This window comes from Blautia sp. HCP3S3_C12 (assembly GCF_052064155.1).
Taxonomy (GTDB): Bacteria; Bacillota; Clostridia; order Lachnospirales; family Lachnospiraceae; genus Blautia_A.
In genome coordinates, this window is the sequence record NZ_JBQHWC010000007.1 from 97,516 (window position 1) to 120,671 (window position 23,156).

The 23,156-nt window shown below is 41.0% G+C and carries 19 protein-coding genes, 1 rRNA gene and 1 riboswitch; of the genes, 2 read left to right on the forward strand and 18 right to left on the reverse strand.

Features of this window, described 5'->3' with window-relative positions; all coding sequences use genetic code 11:
• Nucleotides 1-40: 40 nt before the first annotated feature.
• From ACTNDS_RS08210 to hflK, 11 genes are all read right to left on the reverse strand, one after another.
• Nucleotides 41-967: a cation diffusion facilitator family transporter gene (locus ACTNDS_RS08210; protein ID WP_441034971.1), complete on the reverse strand. Its 927-nt coding sequence runs from the start codon at nt 965-967 to the stop codon at nt 41-43.
• Between the two features lie 87 nt (nt 968-1,054).
• Nucleotides 1,055-1,161: riboswitch (NiCo riboswitch) on the reverse strand.
• Between the two features lie 114 nt (nt 1,162-1,275).
• Nucleotides 1,276-2,682, reverse strand: a complete 1,407-nt coding sequence (locus ACTNDS_RS08215; protein WP_441034943.1) for an MATE family efflux transporter — start codon at nt 2,680-2,682, stop codon at nt 1,276-1,278.
• Between the two features lie 198 nt (nt 2,683-2,880).
• A complete protein-coding gene (locus tag ACTNDS_RS08220) occupies nt 2,881-3,495 on the reverse strand; it encodes an ECF transporter S component (protein ID WP_008705795.1) in 615 nt (204 codons plus the stop codon).
• 251 nt (nt 3,496-3,746) lie between these two features.
• The gene (locus tag ACTNDS_RS08225; protein WP_173698420.1) at nt 3,747-4,919 is read right to left on the reverse strand and encodes an NAD(P)-dependent malic enzyme; all 1,173 of its coding nucleotides are present in this window, start codon (nt 4,917-4,919) and stop codon (nt 3,747-3,749) included.
• Between the two features lie 199 nt (nt 4,920-5,118).
• Nucleotides 5,119-6,873 carry a DUF4179 domain-containing protein gene (locus ACTNDS_RS08230; RefSeq protein ID WP_441034945.1) on the reverse strand — a complete coding sequence of 585 codons (1,755 nt, stop codon included), beginning with the start codon at nt 6,871-6,873 and terminating at the stop codon, nt 5,119-5,121.
• 7 nt (nt 6,874-6,880) lie between these two features.
• On the reverse strand, nt 6,881-7,531 hold the full coding sequence (locus ACTNDS_RS08235) for an RNA polymerase sigma factor (RefSeq protein ID WP_441034947.1): 651 nt from the start codon (nt 7,529-7,531) through the stop codon (nt 6,881-6,883).
• A gap of 318 nt (nt 7,532-7,849) precedes the next feature.
• On the reverse strand, nt 7,850-8,356 hold the full coding sequence (locus ACTNDS_RS08240; protein WP_441034949.1) for an HD domain-containing protein: 507 nt from the start codon (nt 8,354-8,356) through the stop codon (nt 7,850-7,852).
• Nucleotides 8,357-8,476: 120 nt separating this feature from the next.
• Nucleotides 8,477-9,634, reverse strand: coding sequence for an FprA family A-type flavoprotein (locus ACTNDS_RS08245; protein WP_441034951.1), 1,158 nt, complete (start codon nt 9,632-9,634; stop codon nt 8,477-8,479).
• Between the two features lie 177 nt (nt 9,635-9,811).
• Nucleotides 9,812-10,516: a hypothetical protein gene (locus ACTNDS_RS08250; RefSeq protein WP_441034952.1), complete on the reverse strand. Its 705-nt coding sequence runs from the start codon at nt 10,514-10,516 to the stop codon at nt 9,812-9,814.
• Nucleotides 10,517-10,741: 225 nt separating this feature from the next.
• Complete coding sequence (gene hflC / locus ACTNDS_RS08255) at nt 10,742-11,608, reverse strand: protease modulator HflC (protein WP_055058728.1); 867 nt, start codon at nt 11,606-11,608, stop codon at nt 10,742-10,744.
• Nucleotides 11,609-11,694: 86 nt separating this feature from the next.
• Complete coding sequence (gene hflK / locus ACTNDS_RS08260) at nt 11,695-12,717, reverse strand: FtsH protease activity modulator HflK (protein WP_441034954.1); 1,023 nt, start codon at nt 12,715-12,717, stop codon at nt 11,695-11,697.
• A 527-nt stretch (nt 12,718-13,244) separates the two neighbouring features.
• Here hflK and pepT point away from each other — a divergent pair.
• A complete protein-coding gene (gene pepT, locus ACTNDS_RS08265) occupies nt 13,245-14,474 on the forward strand; it encodes a peptidase T (protein WP_441034956.1) in 1,230 nt (409 codons plus the stop codon).
• Between the two features lie 83 nt (nt 14,475-14,557).
• On the forward strand, nt 14,558-14,722 hold the full coding sequence (locus ACTNDS_RS08270) for a hypothetical protein (RefSeq protein WP_441034958.1): 165 nt from the start codon (nt 14,558-14,560) through the stop codon (nt 14,720-14,722).
• An 89-nt stretch (nt 14,723-14,811) separates the two neighbouring features.
• Here the strand turns inward: ACTNDS_RS08270 and ACTNDS_RS08275 are convergent, their stop codons facing one another.
• The 7 genes from ACTNDS_RS08275 to ACTNDS_RS08305 all read right to left on the reverse strand — a co-directional run.
• Nucleotides 14,812-15,651 carry a carbohydrate ABC transporter permease gene (locus ACTNDS_RS08275; protein ID WP_330600969.1) on the reverse strand — a complete coding sequence of 280 codons (840 nt, stop codon included), beginning with the start codon at nt 15,649-15,651 and terminating at the stop codon, nt 14,812-14,814.
• Between the two features lie 12 nt (nt 15,652-15,663).
• Nucleotides 15,664-16,551, reverse strand: coding sequence for a carbohydrate ABC transporter permease (locus tag ACTNDS_RS08280; RefSeq protein WP_025580774.1), 888 nt, complete (start codon nt 16,549-16,551; stop codon nt 15,664-15,666).
• A 15-nt stretch (nt 16,552-16,566) separates the two neighbouring features.
• The gene (locus ACTNDS_RS08285) at nt 16,567-17,853 is read right to left on the reverse strand and encodes an ABC transporter substrate-binding protein (RefSeq protein WP_441034960.1); all 1,287 of its coding nucleotides are present in this window, start codon (nt 17,851-17,853) and stop codon (nt 16,567-16,569) included.
• Between the two features lie 95 nt (nt 17,854-17,948).
• On the reverse strand, nt 17,949-19,508 hold the full coding sequence (locus ACTNDS_RS08290; protein ID WP_441034962.1) for a response regulator transcription factor: 1,560 nt from the start codon (nt 19,506-19,508) through the stop codon (nt 17,949-17,951).
• A 20-nt stretch (nt 19,509-19,528) separates the two neighbouring features.
• Nucleotides 19,529-21,277, reverse strand: coding sequence for a cache domain-containing sensor histidine kinase (locus ACTNDS_RS08295; protein WP_441034963.1), 1,749 nt, complete (start codon nt 21,275-21,277; stop codon nt 19,529-19,531).
• Between the two features lie 21 nt (nt 21,278-21,298).
• A complete protein-coding gene (locus ACTNDS_RS08300) occupies nt 21,299-22,765 on the reverse strand; it encodes a GH39 family glycosyl hydrolase (protein WP_441034965.1) in 1,467 nt (488 codons plus the stop codon).
• 300 nt (nt 22,766-23,065) lie between these two features.
• Nucleotides 23,066-23,156, reverse strand: a 23S ribosomal RNA gene (locus ACTNDS_RS08305); the annotation flags it as partial.

A 23,156-nucleotide genomic window follows, 5' to 3' on the forward strand; every position in this document is an offset into this window, starting at 1 on the left:
CAGAACAACTGCTAAGTACGGATATCTTATTTGAAGTAAATTACTCATTCACCGGATTCACATGAACCATACAATGTTTTACGTCTTTAAAATTCTTCTCTATACTATGATGAACATTTTCTGCAATGTCATGTGCCTCATTCAGTGGAATCGTTCCATCTGCTGAGATTTCAATGTCTACATACATCTTGGAACCGAAAAGTCGTGTCTGGAGAAGGTCGATACCCTTCACTCCTTTCACTCCCAGGATCACTTCTCTCATACTCTCTTCTGTTGCCTCATCGCAGGAATGGTCAACCATCTTATCAATAGCATCTCTGAAAATATCTACCGATGCTTTCACGATCAGTACACAGATTGCCACACTGGCAAGTGGATCAAGAATCGGGAATCCAAGTCTTGCACCAAGGATACCGATAAATGCACCAACAGAGGACATTGCATCTGAGCGATGATGCCATGCATCTGCCATCAGTGCGCCAGAGTTTATTTTCTTCGCAGCACTTCTGGTATACCAGAACATCCATTCCTTCACTACAATAGAAACTACTGCTGCAACCAGTGCCAGAGTACCCGGAATCGCGATATCCTTTCCTGAAGTACTTTTCATAATGTTCTGGATACCACTCATGCCGATTCCGAAACCGGTTGCCAGAAGCAGGCCTGACAAAATAATAGAAGATACACATTCCATCCGCTCATGTCCATACTGATGCTCTTTATCGGATTTTTTGCTGGATAAATTCACGCCCACAATTACTACAAATGTACTTCCCACATCAGATGCTGAATGGATTGCATCTGAAATCATGGCACCGGAATGCGCCACAATTCCGGCGATCAGCTTAAACAATGAAAGTAAAAGGTTTACAGCAATACTCACACCGGATACCTTCATTGCCACCTTATGTTCCCATGCCGGTTCTTCTTTTTCTGTTTGTATGTTACTGTTTTTCTGTGATGACATTGATGTCATGTTTAACTTTTTTGACTGTTCCATAACCAAAACCTCCTATATTCTTCTGAAAACAAAAAGACACACCTGCGGAACATACACTGTCCCACAGATATGTCTGAAAATTTTCATATCTGTTGCCGCTTCACGCGGCCCGGCCCCATGCCCTTAATCACCTCGGGCATCGCCTGCTCAGTTTGTACTGTTGATCTCGCATTCTGTTGAATGTAATGCAGTGCAAAGAGAATATAAATATTTTTTCTGATAATACACTATAGTATATTGGTTAGTCAAGCCAAATGTTATTGACTGTTTTATCATTATGATACAATATTCTGCAGCCATACCCCCTTCTTAACCAGAGCAAATCCGATTACACATTTGATCAGATCTGCCAACTGTACGCATGCATAAATCACAAGCACATGAATCCCTGTATAACGACTCAGTACAAAGGCGATCGGCACACTGATGCACCAGATAAACACACTGTCAAACAGGAACGTAATGATGGTCTTTCCACCGGAACGCAGGGTAAAGTAGGTTGCATGCAGGAATGCATTCTGCGGCATAAAGAATGCAGTGATCATAATCAGATACTTCGCCAGCCCCCTGGCTTCCTGATTGGTATTATAAAGCATTGGAAACAGCGGAGCCATAATAAACATGACAATTGCGACCCCTGTACAGCACATTACTGAGAAGGCAATCATCTTGTTATCTGTGTCTCTCGCTTTCTTCATATCTCCCGCTCCCAGAAGCTGTCCTACAATGATTGCCACGGAATCTCCCAGGGCAATAAACACAATATTAAACACATTGTTGATAGTATTGGAAATATTCAGGGAAGCAACCACATTCAGCCCTCGAACCGAATAACACTGTGTCAGCATAGCCATAGCTGAAGCCCATAAAGTCTCATTAAATAACAGCGGAGTTCCCTTGATCAGAATTTTCTTTGTCAGATTTGCAGGAACCTTAAGCGTGCTATACAACCCTTTTGCAAAGGGATTCTTCTCCGTATGCCTGTGTGTCCAGCTGATTACAATTGCAGCCTCCACATAACGTGACAACACAGTTGCGATTGCCGCACCTCTCACGCCCAGTCTCGGGAAGAAAAATACACCATAAATCAGCAGGTAATTAAATAACAGGTTTACACAGATTGCCACAACTCCTGCTTTCATAGGAAGAACCGTCTCTCCGCACTCTCGCAGAGTACTGGAATAAATCTGCACCATCATAAAAGGTGGTAATCCCAACAGCATAATATCCAGATACTGTTTTCCATAATTCAGTGTATCTGCAATCTGCTGCGCAGTTCCATCCCCCTGCAGATACATACTGATTAGATTCTCTCCAACCGTCAGAAGCAGCAAAGTCGTCCCGATGGTCAGGATCACAGCCATCCATAACTTGTACCTGAATGTCTGCCGCACTCCTTCATTATCCTTCTGTCCAAAGTACTGTGCTGTAAAAATCCCTGCCCCGGATACTCCTCCGAAAATACACAGATTATAAACAAAAATCAGCTGATTCACAATGGAAGCCCCTGACATCTGCTCCGTACCGATCCGTCCGATCATAATATTATCCAGCAGACTTACGAAATTTGTAATTCCATTCTGAATCATAATCGGCACAGCCACAGCCAGAACCATCATATAAAACTTCCTGTCACCGATAAACTTCTTACGAAACGATAACCTTTCTTTTGTCCTCTCCATAATTTTTTCCTCATCCTTCTTCATAAAAAGAGACTGTCCAAAGACAGTCCTCGCCCTAAGCGTTATATCACCTACAATACTATATATTCCTCCCTATTTCAACCCCATCTTTTTATTTTTTCTTCTCATAAATACTCTATACACCAAAAAAGCATTTCAGTCTGCTGTATGATGCAAAACTGAAATGCTTTTCATTTTTTATGCTGCCTGTTCTTTTTTCTTACCGGTAACTGTAAGCAGATGACTCTTGATCAGTACCGGACGTACTGCATTGTAGATCACTGCTACCAGGATCACAGAAACTACTGCATTGAATAATGTGGCTACAGCACTCATTTTTGCAAGTGCCTGTGCCAGTTCCTGAGGCTGTCCGAGAATATACTGTTTGTAGAAATATCCTACGATCGGATCTGCCACAACATTAAACGCAAGACCTGCTACAGAAGCGATCACACTCCATTTGAAAACATATTTTTTATCTGTGCTTTCATTGATCTTTGCAATCTTATGTGCTACCAGACCTGTGATCAGACCAATACAGAATTTCAGTACAAATGTCTTTGGTGCGCCTGTGATATACACAGGATCCATCAGGTCTGCAATTCCCATTCCGATGGCACCGGATAATCCACCGTATACACCGCCGATCAGAAGTGCTGCCAGTACGCAAAATGCATTTCCAATATGGATGGATGTTGCATCACCGCCCGGTACAGGAATCTTAATCTGCAAGAATGTAAAGGATACATAGCATAATGCAGCCATAAGAGCTGTCTCTGCAAGTTTTGTAATTGTGCTGTTCTGAGTATTCATAATAACTGTCCCCTCTCGTATGATCTGATAGAAGGCTCATATCAATAAGTCAGATTACTTGTTTGATTTTCGCTATCAGATATTTTATATATTGACGCATCAATATGTTGAAGTTATCATACGCGAAATGTGTCATTATTTCAATGACCAATTTTTCGAATTTTTTAGGGGTCAGATTGAATATTATGCAAAAAAGCCCTCTGTCTGCATGCTGCTCACATGAAAACAGAGGGCTTCATTATTCTATTCGGTTAGATCCTTGCTACGCCTGATTTTCTTGCTGCTTCTGCTACAGCTTTAGCTACAGCGTCTTTTACACGTGGGTCAAAGGCTGCCGGAAGAATATATTCCGCTGTTAATTCTTCGTCGCTTACCAGACCTGCGATTGCATATGCTGCTGCAACTTTCATTTCATCGTTAACATCTGATGCTCTTGCGTCCAGTACACCACGGAAGAGTCCCGGGAAGCAGAGTACGTTGTTTACCTGGTTCGGATAATCAGAACGTCCTGTGGATACCACTGCTGCTCCTGCTGCTTTTGCTTCGTCAGGGAAAATCTCAGGTACCGGGTTTGCACATGCAAAGATGATCGGATCTTTTGCCATTGTGCGGACCATATCCTGTGTCAGTGTTCCAGGTGCGGATACACCGATGAAGATGTCTGCGCCTTTGATCACTTCTGCAAGAGTACCTTTCTCTTTGTTGAAGTTTGTGATCTTAGCCATCTCTTCTTTAATCGGGTTTAATCCTTCTCTGCCTTCGTAAATCGCACCTTTTCTGTCTGTCATGATTACATTCTTAAGTCCCATGGACATTAACAGTTTGATGATAGCGATACCTGCTGCACCGGCTCCGGAAGTAACGATCTTCACTTCGTCAAGCTTCTTTCCAACCAGTTTCAGCGCGTTGATAACACCTGCAAGTGTGATAACTGCTGTTCCGTGCTGGTCATCATGGAAGATCGGAATATCACAGCATTCTTTCAGTTTCTTTTCAATTTCAAAACATCTCGGTGCGGAAATATCCTCGAGGTTGATTCCTCCAAAGGATCCGGCCAGGAGGCTTACTGTCTTAACGATCTCATCAACATCTTTACTGCGGACGCAGAGCGGAATCGCGTCTACACCGCCAAATTCTTTAAAGAGTACACATTTGCCTTCCATAACAGGCATACCTGCTTCCGGTCCGATATCTCCCAGTCCAAGTACTGCAGTTCCGTCTGTTACAACAGCAACTGTATTCCAGCGTCTTGTCAGATCATAGCTCTTGTTTACATCCTTCTGGATCTCCAGACAAGGCTGAGCAACACCTGGTGTGTAAGCAAGGCTTAAAGCATCTTTGGAATCTACTTTGGCTCTTGATACAACCTCAATTTTACCTTTTAACTCATAATGCATTTTTAAAGATTCTTTTGCGTAGTCCATTTTGTTTTGGCTCCCTTCTGCACTCTTTTTTTGAGACGCCTACATTGTAACATTAACTTGGCTCAGATTCTACTGTTTTTCTGACCTTTTTTTATCAAAATAACTAAAACATCATCTTTCTGCAGAAAATTGTGAAGATGCTGTTTCAGTTACGGGACTTTATCATCTGATATCAAGGGCAAAAAGAAGCTTTATATCATTATTTATCTGTATCAAAATGTACTTCTGTGCCGGCAACTGCCCGTTCGTCCAGGAGCTGTTTGAAGGTCCTGGTCTTTGCTTTTTCTTCGTAGTCATCGGACCAGTAGTAGCCTTTCAGCTCGTCCATATACTCATAGTAATCGCAAAGATAGATATATACTGTGGAAACATCTCTGTCCTGTATTGCATATGTGTCCGCATTACTGTTTTCCACTCCGCCATATGGCATGATATCTCCATTGGCATCCAGCATAACAGCAAAATATTTTGTTTCCGGATCCTGCATTTTCATAGTGATCTCAAATGGTGTTTTCGTAATGGAGAGAACACCATCTCCATTTTCATCTACCACATTTACATCCTTTTTAACCGTATCGGAAGTATTTTTCTCTACATCTACGCTGAACTTCCAGTCACCCTTCAGTGTCCATGAGTTATATCTGTTATTACCTTCTTTTGCCTCAGGATACCGTTCAAAATACTCATTCCACATCTCAGTGTAAAACTGATATTCCAGATTCTTCTGCTCTTCTGTCAGACTCTCATAATCTGCATCGTCTGTGCTGATTCCATGCTCTGCCATTTTCTGATTATATTCATCCCGCAAATCCTGAGGGATATCCGGAGTGGTATCCTGATCATCCGGAAGAGTACCCACAATATCTTTCAGATCCAGCTCCATGGTAAACCGGTCAGGTACTTTGATGTCTTTGACATAATCACTGATTGCCGGACCTCCCACCTGAGGAAGCTTCGCATCACTGTATTCATCCATTCCCAGTGTCTGGGCTAACTTGTCAAAACTAAAATCCTCAGAATCTACATCAATCCCTTTTTCTTTGAAAAATGCATTACGCACTTTATAAAATTTTGTCCATCCTGCATCATCCACTGTCATATCTTCCACAGGAATACGCAAAACTCCTGCATAGGTGTTATCATCCAGCATTTTTCCATCCAGATAAACATTGAACAGATTACTTTTTCCATCCATATAATCATATTTCACTGTAGAATTTTCGCTGAGCTTAACATTGGGTTTTCCATCAGATGTAATGAAGGTATCCGGGAATTTGTCCTCTGTATGGATTGTCATGGACAGGTACAGAGCCATTTCATTACAGTATACTTCTGAAAGCGTGACAGTTGTTCCATCTACTGTTTTACTGTATGATTCATTGTCTTTCGTTTTATCTGCATTGTTATTTTCTGTTGTATTCTGATCCTCAGACTGTGCATTTTGAGAATTACTGCTGCTCTCCTGACTTCCATCAGCATCTGCAGACAGTGTATCTTCTGCAGATGCTGTCAGCTGCTTTGCGTATTTCGAATAATCACCATAAAATCCCAGGGAATTGCCGAGCTGCTTAAACACATTTCCGACCAGAGGAATGTTCTCTGCAAATGCAGGATTTGTGATACACACTGCGGAAAACACAGCTGCCGCTGCGGTCAGTCCCAAAGCTGTTTTGTACACTGTTTTGAATTTCTTATGCGATTTTACTGTTCCTGTGGATTTCTTTCCGGAACTTCTTGTTGATTTTTCTGTTGATTTCTCTGGCAATCTTTGCACAATATTCTCTGCATTTTCCACATTTTCAGAAGCTGCTGCCATTTCCCTGATTCTAGCAAATGCTTCGTTTTTTGCATCTTCTGCCTGCTTTGGCAATGGAAAATCTGCCTGCATGATTTCCTCTATCGCATTATCATTTCTGTTATTCTTTTCTTTATCAAAATCCAACTTCTTCGCCATAATCACTTCATCCCTTTCTTGCACTTACCGTTATACTTCCTGCTGTTACCGAGCCTGTTCTCATATTTCCATTCTGGTTTTCCGCAAGCTCTTCTGTTATACCTGTAAATTCTCTGTTTTTCTTTTTCTTCTGCTGCAGTCTTTCCTTCTGAATATTATCTTCTGCTGAAGTATATTCCTGCTTTAGCTGCACCCGGGCCCTGACCAGTCTGGTTTTTACTGTGTTTTCATTCATATTTAATATAGAAGCAATGTCTGCAATCCGAAATCCCTCTACATAATACAGAACCAGTATGATCCTGTAGGATTCGTCCAACATTCCAAGCATTTCCTTGAACTCAAATTCCTCAATGGACATATCCTGTCCGGGGACTTCCGGAAGTTCTTCGGCTCTGTTGAAGTTTTTGTAGTGTCTGTGGATTTTATTGCATTCATTGATCAGGATCCTGATCATCCAGGTTTTGAAATATTCCGGATTCTTCAGTGTATGTATTTTTTCAAAGCAGGTAAGTATGGTATCCTGCATGGCGTCTGCGGCATCCTCATCATTATCAAGGATTCCCCTCGCCACCTTGTACATTGCCAGAGAATTCTTTTCCATCAGTTCCAGAAATGCATCCGCATCTCCTGAGATGGAGCGTTTTACCAACTGTATCAAATGCTGATCCTCCTTGCTTAGAGTTTTATGTGTTACTGTTTACTTCATGTCCAGTAGCTCTTATGTTTTTACAAATATGTTTCATTCGAATGAAGCTTTGTTGTTTTGTTTTACACTTATTAGATGGGGAATTATAGAGAAAAGTTTCATATCTTTTAAATAAATTTTCAGATACCAGCTTTTTTATATTTATTATAACTTGTCATTCGCATATAATTGTAATACAAACAAATTATAATCCCTGAATTTTCCTACAAAAAAACCGGCACATTTCTGCACCGGTTTTTTTCACTCATAATCTTTCTTAACGTTTTCTTTTTATTCTTCAGCATTCAGCCTCTTCTGATACATAGACTGGAGCAGGAATTTTCCTGTCTCTGTTTTGAATACTTTTTCCAGCATGTTTCTCACATTGTTTCCGGAAAAATTACTCTCATCTGCATTTACCAGATAATCTGCCTCTATCATGATCTGATAATCAATACCGTCGATTCCGGTTATTGTATGATGATGACTTACAATATAAGAAACACGATCTACAAATTCTTTCGGCAGATCTGAATCTGCGAAAAACTCCTCTATCAGTGCCGCACTTTCTTCCTCCTGATGCTTACCGTTGGCATTTCCGTATTTTGCTCTGCAGAGAGGGCAGGCAATATCATGGACAACTGCAGTCACCTCCACCAGCTTCTGCTGCTCCGGTGACAGATTTTCGCCCTCTGCGATTGTTTTTGCATATGCGTATACTTTCATGAAATGGTTGATGTCATGAAGATCTCCCTTGGAATACTCTACCATTTTCTTTACAACTTCTGCTACTGTCATGCTTTATTCCTGCCTTTCTCTTACGAATATAGTTACTTGTTCACTCCATTCTCAGTAATCAGGGTTATCTTATTCTGAAAAACAGCAGAATCTTTCGATCCTGCTGTTTACAATTATCAATTATTTGCAAAGTTCCTCTGCCATAGCCTCAATCTCCGCTTCGTTTGCTTCGCTTAAGGAAGAAGTGATCTTTACATTATTTTCAAGCCATGTGATATTTTTGCTCTTTTCGAACATTCCCTGCATGATTCTTGCTGCTGCAGGTGCCCAGCTTCCGTTTTCGATGAGACCAATGGTACGGTTCTGGTAGCTGCGTTCTGTCAGATTTTCAATATAAGTACGCATGAATGGGAAAATATCTCCGTTATATGTAATAGTTGCAAGTACCAGTTTGCCATAGCGGAACGCATCTTCCACTGCTTCTGCCATGTCATCTCTTGCAAGGTCAAATACAGTTACTTTCGGGCATCCTTTTTCTTCCAGTTTCTGTGCCAGAAGTTCTACTGCTTTCTTTGTGTTACCATATACAGATGTATAGGCGATCACAACACCTTCGCTCTCTACTTTGTAGGAGGACCAGATATCGTATTTCTCAATGTAATGTCCAAGGTTCTCTGTGAGGATCGGTCCATGGAGCGGACAGATTGTCCGGATATCCAGAGTTGCTGCTGCTTTCAGGAGTTTCTGAACCTGAGCTCCGTACTTTCCAACGATTCCGATATAGTAACGACGTGCTTCGCAGTCCCAGTCTTCCTCCACGTCAAGTGCTCCGAATTTACCGAAACCGTCTGCTGAGAACAGAACCTTATCAGTACTGTCATATGTAACCATAACCTCCGGCCAGTGAACCATTGGTGCAAATACGAAAGTCAGCACATGTTTTCCAAGTGTCAGGCTGTCACCGTTTGCAACCACCAATTTCTTTCCGTCCAGATTCAGGTTTCTGAAGAAATTTCCCATCATAGTGAAGGTCTTGGTATTTGCAACTACGGTTGTATCAGGATATGCTTTCATGAAGTTCTCGATATTTGCGGCATGATCCGGCTCCATATGCTGTACTACCAGATAATCCGGTTTCGCACCGTCCAGGACTTTGGCTACATTTTCAAGCCATTCATCTTTGAAATTAGCATCTACAGTATCCATAACTGCAATCTTTTCATCCATGATCACATATGAGTTATAGGACATACCGTTTGGCACTACATACTGGCCTTCAAACAGATCTACCTGATGATCATTTACACCTACATAATAAATATCATTTCCGATTTTCATGATAAAATGTTCCTCCTTAGCGATATCAGAACCGGTAAAATCCGGTTAAAAATTCCAATTTTTCATTTCTGAACCTATTATATCCACATTCATATCGTTCGTCAAGTTTCATTTTATCTCTAAAATTTCACCCCTTAACTCATATATAAAAAGTAATACTGTCGTTTTATTTAATACCTATTCTGGTAAAATTCCATATTCCTTATATAACCGTTTTCGAGTCTCTGCATTTGTCACAGCAGACTGTATTTCTGCACTTCTTCCATCCATAATCAGACGATTAAGCAAAGTGCTTAATCGTTCTTCGCCGATTGCTTCTCCAATTGCTTTTGCCTCTGCTTCCGCCTCTTTTTGAAGCCGTTCGAGCCTTTCAGATTCCAGTTCAAGAACTTTTCCACCCATAATCTCATCTATTCCTTTCCGGACTGTTTTTTCATTCCTGCATATATAGTCCGCTATTTTTATGATCAGTTTATTTAAATTCATGTATAAAGCCGTCTTATCTGCTCCTGAAAGTTCTCTTTCCAGATTTATCCGGATTTCTTCATAGTCATTTAGCAGACTCTGGAACATTTCCGGATTCTCACTCATTTCATGAATATCCTTTTCATATCGCTTAATATAAAACGGCAGAAGCATCGGTAAATTTTTTTCAAAAATACTATCTCTCGTATATGTCTCCCATTTCATTGTCGGAACCCAATAATGTACTATGTTCTCATCCGAAAGTACCATCTCTATCTCCAGAAAATCCAGCGTATTCTTTCCGCTTCTCAAATATAATACGCAGGACTTTGGAAAATCCATCCTGTATTTGCGTCCCTGTTTCTGTGCATTTTCAATTGCTATGGAGAAATCATATTCTATCATACGAATTGCCATAGTTGTATCGTCTGCACTTTGACATTCAATATGATACAATTTACCAGCAATCTTTAAACAGGAATCCGTGATAATCTCTCCGTTTTCTCTGTATATTATTTCCAGATTATACTTACATTTTCTGCTTCAGGATTTCTTTGTAAAAAAATTATAACATTCCTTATCTTCTATGTCTATCTTCCATTTATCTGGTGAAAAATTAGAGTGTATTATTGTTACTTTCTTTTATTTCCCTTCAAAAATCTGAGCGATCGGTGAATCCGCGGACAGTATCACTGTTTTGTCCTCACCTTTCATAGATGTCTTCAGCGCATCCAGGCTTCTCACAAATGAATAAAACTCACTTCTGTCCTCTTCACCATAAGCCTGCGCAAGGATTTTCATATATTCCTGCTCCCCTTCCGCCTCCAGGATCTCTGCCTGTTTTTTGGCATCGGAAATCTGGATTGCTACTTCTTTGTCCGTTTTATTTCGAATCACCTTTGCTTCGGAGTTTCCCTCTGCCTTGTAAGTCGCTGCAATATTATCTCGTTCAGATATCATTCGTTCATACACAGCTTCCTTATTATCATCCGGCAGGTCCAGCTGCTTGGTTTCGAATTTGAGAAGCTCAATTCCATACTGATCCATGTTTGTTCCTATTGCCTCCATAACCATATCAGACAGTTCTCCGTCACGACTTGTGATCACCTGATCCTGTGACATACTGCTGATCGCATTTTTAGTGGCATTATACACAGCAGTATTAATTCGGCTTTCACCACTTTCCACAGAAGAGTTTAATGTCTGTGCAAATTTAAGCGGGTCGCTAATTTTCCAGAGAACATAGCTGTCGCTGATCATCGTTTTCTTATCTTTTGTAATTACATCAGATGCTGCCAGATCATACAGCAGTGTTTCCTTTGGCAATGACTGTGTACTCTCTATAAACGGAATCTTAAAACTGATTCCCGATGAGCTGATCACCCTGTCAACCTTACCAAACTGACGGATCAGCTTATATTCATTTTGCTGAGTTACTGTTACCGACGCTCCGACAGCTACAACCACTGCAGACACACCAATTAATATTCCAATTTTCTTACCTTTCATAAATTAGTCCTTTCCAAATTATATCTCTATCCTTCGTATTTCATTTACCAAAACACTTTTTATATGAAATATTTTCTGTCATTTCTTTATTCGTTCTCAGAATCATTTAAATCTTGTGTGTCCTGAGCAGGATCCGTGTTCAGTGTCTCTGTCGGATTCTCTGAACTGTTCCCTGTAAAAGAATCTAGCGGCAGAACCTTCTGCACTCCATCTCCATTATCAATCACAATCTTCATTCCCGGCAGCACATCTTCCATTGCCTCATAGAACATACGCTTCTTTGTGATCTCCGGATTCTTAACATACTCCTCATACATAGCATTAAAACGTGCAACCTCAGCTTCCGCTTCATTAATCCTTACCTGCTTCTGCGCCTCAGCATCCTGAATGATCTGGTCTGCTTCTGCCTCAGCCTCCGGAAGCTTTTCGTTTCTGTATTTATTGGCATTATTCAAAGCAGTTTCTTTTCCCTGCTTGGCAGTTTCCACTGCTTTAAATGCTTTCATAACTTCCTGTGTGGGTGGTTCTGAATCCTGGATTGTGATATTCACAAGCTGCATTCCCAGATCCTGTTCCTCCATCTGCTTCAGGATCATTTCTTTGATCTTGCTCTGGATTTCACCTTTTCCGGTGGTAAGTACTTCATCCACATCATAACTTGCGATTACTGTACGGATACAGCTTTGAGAAATATTTTTTAGAATATCTTCCGGTTCCTCTGAATTATAAAGATATTTTACCGGTTCTAAAATTCTGTACTCAACAAAGAAATCTACATCAATAAAGTTATAATCCGAGGTAATCATAATGCCCTCATTCTCAACCACCGAATTATCTCCCATACTATATCCAATAGGAAATCCCTGGATCGTTGTATTTACTTTCTGTACTTTCTGTATAAAAGGAATCTTAAAATGCAGTCCTGTTTCTGCCACTGCCTTCGGCACTCCGAAAGTTGTCAATACTGCCTGTTCCTGCTCCTGGATCTGATAGGTAGCATCTCCTGCAAGCCCTGCAATAATCACCAACCCTGCTGCTCCTATTACAATACGTTTCACATGTTTTCCCGGCTTCTGTAATTTTTTAAGTGGATTTACTCTTTCGTTCACTTTTCTCCTCCGTTTCACCATTTGGCATAATTAAATTTTTTGCTTCTAAAAATTTCTGAAGAAAAGAAAAAGACTTTCATTTCAGACATAACATGAGCTCTTCTCTTAATGTCTAAAACAAAAGTCTTGCCGATTATATCATAATGCGGGCATTCTTAATCTGCCGTTCTGACGCATTTATGTACCATTTATAGGAAAAACAAGTCCAGTTCTTCATAACGATGGCCGCTACTCCCTTTTCTTTGAGCAGCATCATATCATAAGTATTTACAAAATGCAAGAAATATTTTTACGTAATCTCAGCCACATGTTATACTTATGTTACTGTTCACTCCGTTCACAGTAACGTAGCCAAAATTCATTCCAGATTGCCTGCGGCAATGGAATTTTGGCTCGTATGTCTCGGGATTTTGGCATATTCATGCCAAAACACCTCGCGGGATAGTGGTGTGTGAACAGTAACATACTTATTACATTAAAGCCGAAACTTTTTCAAATAATTCGGTCTCAGTCAGGAGGATTAATTCATGAAAGCATACGAACGCTTATTATCTTATGTAAAAGTATTCACTCCAAGCAGTGAAGAAACCGGTACTTCCCCATCCACACAGTATCAGTTTGACCTTGCCAGACTTCTGGTTCAGGAATTAAGGGAACTGGGTGTGAAAGATGCCGATGTAGATGAACATTGCTATGTCTATGGACATATTCCGGCAACCAGAGGATATGAATCCCGCCAAAAACTGGGCTTTATCGCTCACATGGATACAGTCTCTGATTTCTGCGATCATCCGGTTACTCCGGTTATCACTCCGAATTATGACGGCAAAGACCTTGCACTTGGAACCAGCGGCAGAGTTCTCTCCCCGAAAATGTTCCCTCATCTCTCCACATTAAAAGGCAGAACTCTCATTACTTCTGACGGAACTACCATACTAGGCGCAGATGATAAAGCCGGAATTGCCGAGATCATGACAATAATTGAATACCTCAATGACAATACTATTCCGCATGGTCCCCTCTGCATTGCATTTACTCCTGACGAAGAAATAGGAATGGGACCAGCCCATTTTGATGTTAAAAAATTTGGAGCTGATTTTGCTTATACACTTGATGGTGATACAGAAGGTGAAATCCAGTATGAAAACTTTAATGCTGCCAAAGCAGTAGTAGAATTTGCCGGTGTAAACGTACACCCTGGTTCTTCTAAGAATACAATGGTCAACGCAGCACTTGTTGCCATGGAGTTCAATTCCATGCTCCCTTCCGCTGACACACCAAGAGATACGGAAGACTATGAAGGATTTTTCCATCTCTATTCCATAAAGGGAGATGTCTCACACGCTACTCTCGAATATATCATTCGTGACCACGATGTAGCTTCTTTTGATATCCGTAAGAAAACCATAGAACATATCACTAAAATTTTAAATGAAAAATGGGGAAAGGGAACTGTCTCACTTACCATCACAGAACAGTACCGAAATATGAAAGAAATCATCGACACCTGCATGGAACTGATCGAGCATGCAACTGCAGCATGCAAGGAATGCAATATCTCGCCGCTTATCACCCCGATCCGCGGAGGCACAGACGGTGCCCAGTTAAGCTTTATGGGACTCCCATGCCCGAATCTCGGAACAGGAGGGCATGCTTATCATGGACCTTATGAACACATTACTGTTGAAGGAATGGATATTGCTGTAGATGTAGGATTAAAAATTATCGAATTATTCTACAAATACCCCTTCATATAACAACAAGAGACCTCCATAGACAGTCCCTTATTTTCCTAATGAAATCTGATATTCATGAGTCAGCGTATGGCATTTCAAGTATTATGAGCATGAGCAGGAAGTTCAAAGTTCCAATCTGCGATTACCTTTCCCCGCCATTCCGGATGTACATGGAATCCCTGATTGTAAACCCCTGTAGACCAATCGTACTTGGAATTGATCACTCCTCTGCTGCCATGGTACAGGAGACAATGGTATGTGTAAACTGATAAAAGGGATTAAACACGAAAAAAGAAACTGCATCTCCTAGTCCATGATCCTCTGATCAGAAAATACAGTTTCTCTTTATGTTCACTATTTAACCTTTTACAGCTCCAACTGTAAAACTCTCCTGAACCTGTTTGCTCAGTAACAGATAAATCACTACTGTCGGCAGTGTAGCGATCACCATACCGGCTCCGATAATTCCCCAGTTCGTGGAATGTTCTCCTACAAAAGACATAATTCCTACAGGAAGTGTCTTGTACTGTGAACTGTCTACAAATGTGTTTGCAAATAAAAGCTCGTTCCATGTATTCAAGAATGCGAAGATACAGGAAGTGGCAATTGCAGGACGTATCATAGGCAGGATGATTCTGAAAAACATGTTGAAAATATTACATCCATCAATACATGCAGCCTCTTCGATCTCTCTTGGCAGAGCTTTGAAGAATCCGCTTAATATCATAACCGTCATCGGCATGGCAAATGTAATATACGGAAGCATCAGTCCCAGATATCCGCCTCTGATTCCCAGTCGATCCAGTCCCTGGAACAGTGGAAGCAGAGTTGCCTGTACAGGAATCATGATTCCCAAACTGAAGATTGCTGCCACAATTCCTTTTGCTTTCCAGTACATTCTATTAATCGCATATGCAACCATGGATGCCAGAAGTGTTGAAACAACAACTGTCACTGCTGCATAGAAAACAGAGTTCAACAGATATCGTAAGATTTCTCCTCCCATAAGGGCCTTGGAGTAATTTCCAAAATGCCATACTTTCGGCAGACCCACCAGGTTGTTGGAATCAAATATTTCCGTGTTACTTTTGAATGAAAAAGTTACTAGCCAGTAGAACGGGAATATCTGAACAAAGGTAAATACAGCCAGGAACAGATAGATTAAGGTCTTTTTTAATTTCATAACACTCATTTTCATCTGCGTCTCCTCTCAAATCATTGATGCATTTTCTTCAGATTTTTTGAAAATGCGATTGAGCAGGAAGCTGAACAGCAGACATTCAAACACGATGAAGAACGCCTGGGCGCTGCCGTAACCATAGCGGCATTTTACAAACAGATTATCATACATCAATGTTGCAGGAACTTCACTGACATGGTTCGGGCCGCCGCCTGTCATAACATATACCAGGTCAAATACACGCAGAGAACCAACCAGTGCAAATGTGGCACATACTTTAATCGTCGGCATCAGCAGCGGGATCGTGATCTTCGTAGCTGCCTTGAATCCTGTAGCTCCGTCCAGTTTCGCAGCTTCATAATATTCCGGCGAAATATTCTTCACACCTGCATAGAGGATGACCATATGGTATCCGATGCTCTGCCAGATTGCCGGGATCACCGTTGTCATATAAGCAGTTTTCGGATTTACCAGCCATGCAGTATCGTTTACCATTCCCAGTGCACCCAGGATCGCATTCAGAAGTCCCTCACTGTTGAAGATCTTGCACCAGAGCTGTCCGATTACCATACTGGAGATTACTACCGGCAGGAAAAATACAGTTCTGTAAAAGCCCTCTCCCTTGATCCCGTTTGCCAGGAGGATGGCCAGGAATAACGCGATAGGGATCTGAATAAACAAAGAACCTGCTGCCAGAATAAATGAGTTCAATACAGATCTCAGGAAATAAGGATCTGTTGTAAATAGTTCTTTGTAATTTTTTAATCCAATAAAAACTTTTTCTCCGATTCCGTCGTAATTGAACAGTCCGTAATATCCTGTGGTAAACAGCGGGATCACCGCCATTACCAGAAACAGGATCAGACCCGGTGCGACGAAAACAGCGATATAGGCCTTATTACTTAAAAGTTTTTTCATAGTTTCATCCCTGCGTTATTCTGCTGCGCTGATTGCATCCTGATGTGCAGTCATAAAGCTGTCAATATCTGCGCTTCCGGAAAGTAAGGACTGAGCCTGCTCCAGATGAACAGCTGCTGCGTTTGCATTTATGATACCATCCCAGTTCTGTACACCTGTTTTTACGCCATCATAGAGATCCATTAATTTTACAAATGTCGGGGAGATCGTGTCTGTGTCAACATCTGTATTCCAGCATGGGAATCCTGTGCCAAGTTCCAAAGCTTGCTCGCCCATTTTCTCAGAAATATACATTGCGAAATCTGCGGACTCTTCCGGTGTATCTGTGTTTTTGTTTACAAAGAAGGAAGCACTTGCACCGCCTGCATAATCAGCTGCATCCTGCTCGTCAGAAACTACAGGGAATGTGATCACTTCTACATCTTTAACAGCGCTGTCTTCTGCATTGTCGATAGTTCCTGCGAACCAGCTTCCGTCAAGCTGCATTGCAACTTTTCCGTTGAGGAAGTCTGCGGTAGCTTCTGCTTCGCCGTCTTCCAGAGGGTTCTTGCCAAGGATTCCTTTGTCGTATAATTCAACAACATCTTCTGCTGCTTTCTTGAATCCCTCGTTTGTGAATTCTGTTTCGCCCAGAAGTGCGGACTGTACTTCAGAAGCACCTACTTCTCTCAATGCAAGTGATTCATACAAAGCACCTGCAAGCCATGCATCTTTTGCGCCGACAGCCAATGGTGTTACTCCGTCCAGTTTCGCAAGCGCTTCGCCGGCTGTGATCAGTTCATCATAAGTAGTAGGAATCTCTACTCCTGCCTGGTCAAATAAATCTTTGTTGCAGAACAGGCACATCATATAGCTGTCGATCGGAAGTGCATATAAATTTCCATCCAGTTCAAAGTTGCTTGTGGAACCTTCTTTAATTCTGCTCTTAATATCATCTGTTACATAATCATTTAACGGTAAAACTTTATCAGCATCTGTAAGCTGTTTCAGTTTTCCAGGTGCCCAGTAATAAAATACATCTACTCCGGAAGCGCTGCTTGCGAATTCTGTAGAGATTTTTGTCTTATAGGATTCTGTATCCAGGCCGTGAAGTTCAATCTTAATGTTGTCATGTTCTTTCTCGTACTCTTCTACTGCTGCTTCAAATGCCTTTGTCTGCGCACTTTCCGGATCTGTAAACTGATGCCATACGTCCAGTGTTACTGTATCAGCTGCGAAAACTGTTGCAGATGCTCCGAAAACTGTTGTTCCAACCATTGCAGCACCCATGCACGCTGCTGTAAACTTTTTCCATTTGTTCATTTCTTTTTTCCTCCTTAATGATTCCTGAATTATGAACTCTAAGTGACTTGTTATGGTGATATTATAAAATCCGGGAGGCATTTTCTCAATTCAGATTATTTACTTGAAAGGGTGCGATTTTTACTTTTGTACTCATTTACTGTTTTTCCGGTATACTTTTTAAAGGACGTTCCAAAGTAATGTGCATCTGGCATTCCCACGGCAGCTGCTACTTCATATACCTTCAGATCCGTAGTATCAAAAAGCTCCATACTCTTCTCCACACGCTTACGCATAATGTATTTTGTAATACTTTCCCCTACGGACTGCTTGAAAATACGACTGAGATAACTGGCATTTACAAACAGATCCGATGCGATCAGATTCAGGGACAGTTTCTCCCTGCCCAAATTCTGTTCAATATATTCCTGTGCTTTCTGAACTACTGTATTTCCTCCTGCATTCCTGGAAATCGTCTGTATAGTTTTCTCGATCAGGGCATACAATGTTATGCAAAACTCTTGCAGTGTATGAATACCTGAAATATTTTCCAAAACTTTTACCTGTTCCTCATTGTCGAAATGTTTATTGCTTTCTTTCAGTACAGATATAGTATTATGGAAAAGTAAAATTCCCAGATTACGAAGCTGGGAAATCATCAGCGGTCCATCAAAAATATACTGTTCCAGATAATGATCTATAAATCCGATGGCAGCTTCCTGATCACCGCTTTTCACTGCGATCCTGTAGCTGTCGAAATTCATCGGATAGGAATGACTGATCTGCTGCATATACTCAATATAATCCTCATAGAAGATCAGGGTCTTTCTCTCATCCTGTATAGTGTCCACCAGTGCTTCCTCGCATTCTGAGAGGATTTTCGGACTGTCATCTATTTCTTCGTAATAGCAACTGACTGATGCAGCTACTGTACCGTCTTTACCCAATTCAGTAATCTGTTCAAATGCAGCTCCAAGCAATTCTTTGAACTCTGGAGTTTCTTCTACGACAAAAAATATCTTGTTTTTTTCAAGAAAAAAATATCCGTACTTTTTCTCACCTATGGTTCTATTCATAATCTCCAGAAGTTTCAGTAAAATATCGTGGTTTTCCAGGTTTATGATAAGCAACACTCCCCGAATCCCCTTGTTTTTCCACAGTTGGATCTGATATTCAGAAAGCCTTTCCACAGCTTCCTCTGATTTAATATATCCGGTAACGATTCTTCGAAGCAGTTCCTGGCAGAGAACCGGATAGATTTCCACATCTTTCGACTGCTGCTCTCGTTCCTTCATAATTTGTTCCCGTAATTTCATCGCCGCATCCAGAAGTTCATCTGACTGGATTGGTTTTAACAAAAATTCTTCCACTCCTATATGTATGGCTTCTCTGGCATATTCAAACTCCCGGTATCCGGTAACGATCACAATATGCACTGCAGGATATGCCTCATGGATCCGCCTGCTCAGTTCCAGTCCGTCTATTCTCGGCATATTGATGTCCGTATACACAATATCCGGTGTTTCTTTTTGCATTAATGCCAACGCATCCTCTGCACACTGGACATTACCTGTAATATGAAAACCTTCAGATTCCCAGGCTACACTTTTTTCCATTAATATGCCTTCATACTTCTCATCATCTACTATTAGTATATTAATGACATCTTTCTCCATTACTGTTCCTCTTCTTTGTATTAACCCTCTTTTTTATACGGAAAACGTACCCTGACTTCCATCCAGCATCCCGGCTGACTGAATATAGATACCGCATCCTCAATCCCATAAAATAATTCAACTCTTTGTTTCACACTGTGAAGTCCGAATCCTGATTTCGAAGTTTTATACTCGCCTTCCAGGATCAGACGGATCTTATCTTCTGAAATCCCTACTCCATTATCTCTTACAGAAACTTCCATTAATCTGTCATTCAACGCCTGCACAGAAATGCGCAGTTCTCCTTTCCCTTCTTTCTGACGCATTCCATGATGAACGGCATTTTCCACCAAAGGCTGAAGGATCAGCTTCAGCATCAGAATATCCAGAAGGCTTTCATCCACCTCATACTCAATACTGATTTCATTATCATAGCGGATATTAATGATCGTCATGTAACTTTTGATAATATCCAGTTCTTCCCTCACCGTGATCACCTGACATCCGCTGTTCAAACTGTTTCTGTAAAACCGTCCCAGTGCCTGTGTCATCTGAAAACTTTTGTCCTGGTCACCAATCAGAGTAAGGCCGCTGATCACATCCAGAGTATTATACAGAAAATGTGGATTGATCTGCTCCAGGATCAGGTCCAGCTCATTCTTCCGGATGATTTTCTCTTCTTCCTTGGTTCTTTCCAGAAGTTCACGAATGGAATTCAACAGATTATTATATGCTCGTTTCAGGTTAGTAATTTCATCCTCACATTCTTCATCTACTGCCATATTCTCAGGAATAGATTGGGAATACATCATCTGTTCTTCCATTTTCTGGATTGGTTTACTCACTGTCCTGGAAATAAAAAGCCAGCACAGTATCAACATACCTATATTAACGATCAGCACAATAATTGTATCGAAATAGCCGATACTGTTGGAAAAGCTACTCAGCGGAGTCTCTATGGCTATGGTCCAGTCATCAATCATCGATGAGATTTTTTTATACACCATTGAATTTTTTCCGCTGCGTACAATCTTTGTTTCATTTTCTTTCAAAGATCCAATAATATCTTTACTTATATCATAATTTTCTTTTTCTTCTGGTCCGAAGATCAGAGTATCGTTCATCAGCACATAAAAGTTGGAATTCAGATTACCTCCAACAGAATCGAAAATCTTACGGATGGTTTTTTCATCAATATTTACCATGAGAATCCCTAGTTTGGAATAATCCGTTTTTTTCTTGATTACGCGAATCATAGAGAGAATGTTTCTGTTTTTACTCTTATAGCTGACAATTCCTCCTCCGTCCGTCTCGAAGATCCAGTCTCCATCCTCTTTTATGGCTTTATCATACCAGTAAGCTTTTTCTACAGAAATATCTTTCTTCAGAACAACTTCTTCTCTGTTACACATAAAAGAATTTCCTATATTGTCATAAAATACAATAGAGGAAATATAATCTCCCGCGAGCATGATATTCGTCAGGCAGTCCTGCAGTTCTGTTCTGGTCTTAACAGTCAGATTGCCTTTAGATACTTCTTCCAGTGTGTCCTGAAACATTTTGCTCCAGAACACTGCATAAGTATCCTGATTTACATGATCAATCATCAGTTCCAGGTTGCTGTCGATAGCATGAAGAGTCTGTGTTGTCATTTCACCAATATGCTTTAGATTGGATTTCTGACTGCTGTATATCACTGTTCCTATGGAAATGACAGACGACATTAAAATGCAGGCAAGGAACAATACCCATATTTTTGTCTTTATCTTCATCCTTTTCAAACCCTTCATGCATCCACCTCTTCTTATTTCTTATACCAATTTTATCAATGCCACACCATATGCCGGAAGAGCAAATTCCAGCACTGCTTCTTCTCCTTCTACCTTAACAGGTAATTCCTCTGTTTTCAACTCAGAAGCCTCTTTTAATTCCTTCACCTGAGCAGGTGTGGGATAAGTAGGGCATCCCATTTCTTCCCATTGTTTTTTCGCATTTGCATGGTTATCATCGATCCTCTGAATCTCTGCTTTTTTACCGGGGGCATTTTTGATATGAATTTCTACTTTTTCTTCAGAGACTGGTTTTCCGATCATTTCCTGATTATAGACCAGAATTGCAAGGCTGCCGTCTTTGTCCACAACCGGGCAGATTCCCACATGTCCCTGTTCTTCTACTTTCGGAAGCCGTTCCTCTCCCAGCTGATACATCAGTTCAAAGGCACGGTATACAGGTTTCGGAATTCCATGAATGGTCTGCAGTCCGAATCCACCCCTGAACTCTCCCGGAACCTGTCCATGTTCTTCGAAGATATCAGAAAATGTCCAGAATGAATATGCTTCTACATATCCATAGTTATCAATGAGAGTCTTGGTTACCAATGCGGAGCTGTAAGGTGTATCATGGAATTCGTCTCCCTCATTGGCTGAAGTGTTCCATTCTGTATAATATAATGGAAGGTTTCCTGCTTCATGCTTCGCAATACGTACCATCTTGGTCAGCAGTCCTCTACGGTCTATCTCATCGCTGTTTAAGTTGACTTCTTCTCCGAAGAAATTATCCAGATGCATATCTGCATTCCAGTTGGGATCATCTGATGGATAGTGATGAGTGGAAATAAAATCAAGCGGTACGGAATTTTTCTCACAGTAGTTGACAAAATCCGGGATCCACTCATTATTGGCAGTGGCCGGTCCGCCGGTTCTCAGGTTTGCGCCTACACTTTTTACTGCTCTGGCAGTATGTTCATATAATAAGAAATAATCTTCCTGGCCTCCTGCAAAAAAGAAATCCAGATCCGGTTCATTCCACACTTCGAAGAACCACTTCTCCAGTTCTTCCATTCCGTATCTGCTCTCCAGATGTTTCAGCAACTCAACGATCAATCCATCCCACAGTTCGAAGCTCTTAGGCATGGTAACGTTTCCTTTATAATAGAAGCAAGTCTGATCACCTGATGCAAATGGTGTGGGCATGAAACTCAATTCCACAAATGGCTTCATGTCAATACTTAATAAGAAATCAAAGATATTGTCAATATTGACGAAATTGTATTCGTATTTTCCAGGCTCAACTTCTCTGACCACACTCATCTGATCATTAAAAAGTCCATGAAAACGTACATACTGAAATCCCAGATCCTTCTTGGCTTTTCTCAGCATCATTCTGTAATCTTCACGCAGTGCAGTATATGCATGGCAAGCACCTACGCATTTCTCCCAATAGTGATCAAATTTAGTTTTCGGCGCATTCTGATCTACATAAAACTTCAAATTCTCCATCTTTTCCTCCTGAAAGTGCATTTTTATTTTTTATTATAAACATGCCATTTCCATCCATGCAATACGCCCTGACTGCAAAGTCAAAATCCCGACCTATTCTGTAAAAAAATTACCCCTCTTTCTTAGTAATCCCCATATCCAGCTAACTTCCTAGTTTTCGCGAATCCCAGCCAGAAAAAAGAAATGGTTTCCCCTTTGAAACACATAAAAAAGCCAGCTATCATCTAGCTGGCCTTTCCTATATCTTCAAAACTACATACATGTTGACATTTCCTTGAGATTCATTATTTCCTGCGATTCTTGGTCAAGCCCTCACCCGATTAGTAACAGTCAGCTCCATGTGTTGCCACACTTCCACCTCTGCCCTATCTACCTCGTCGTCTTCAAGGGG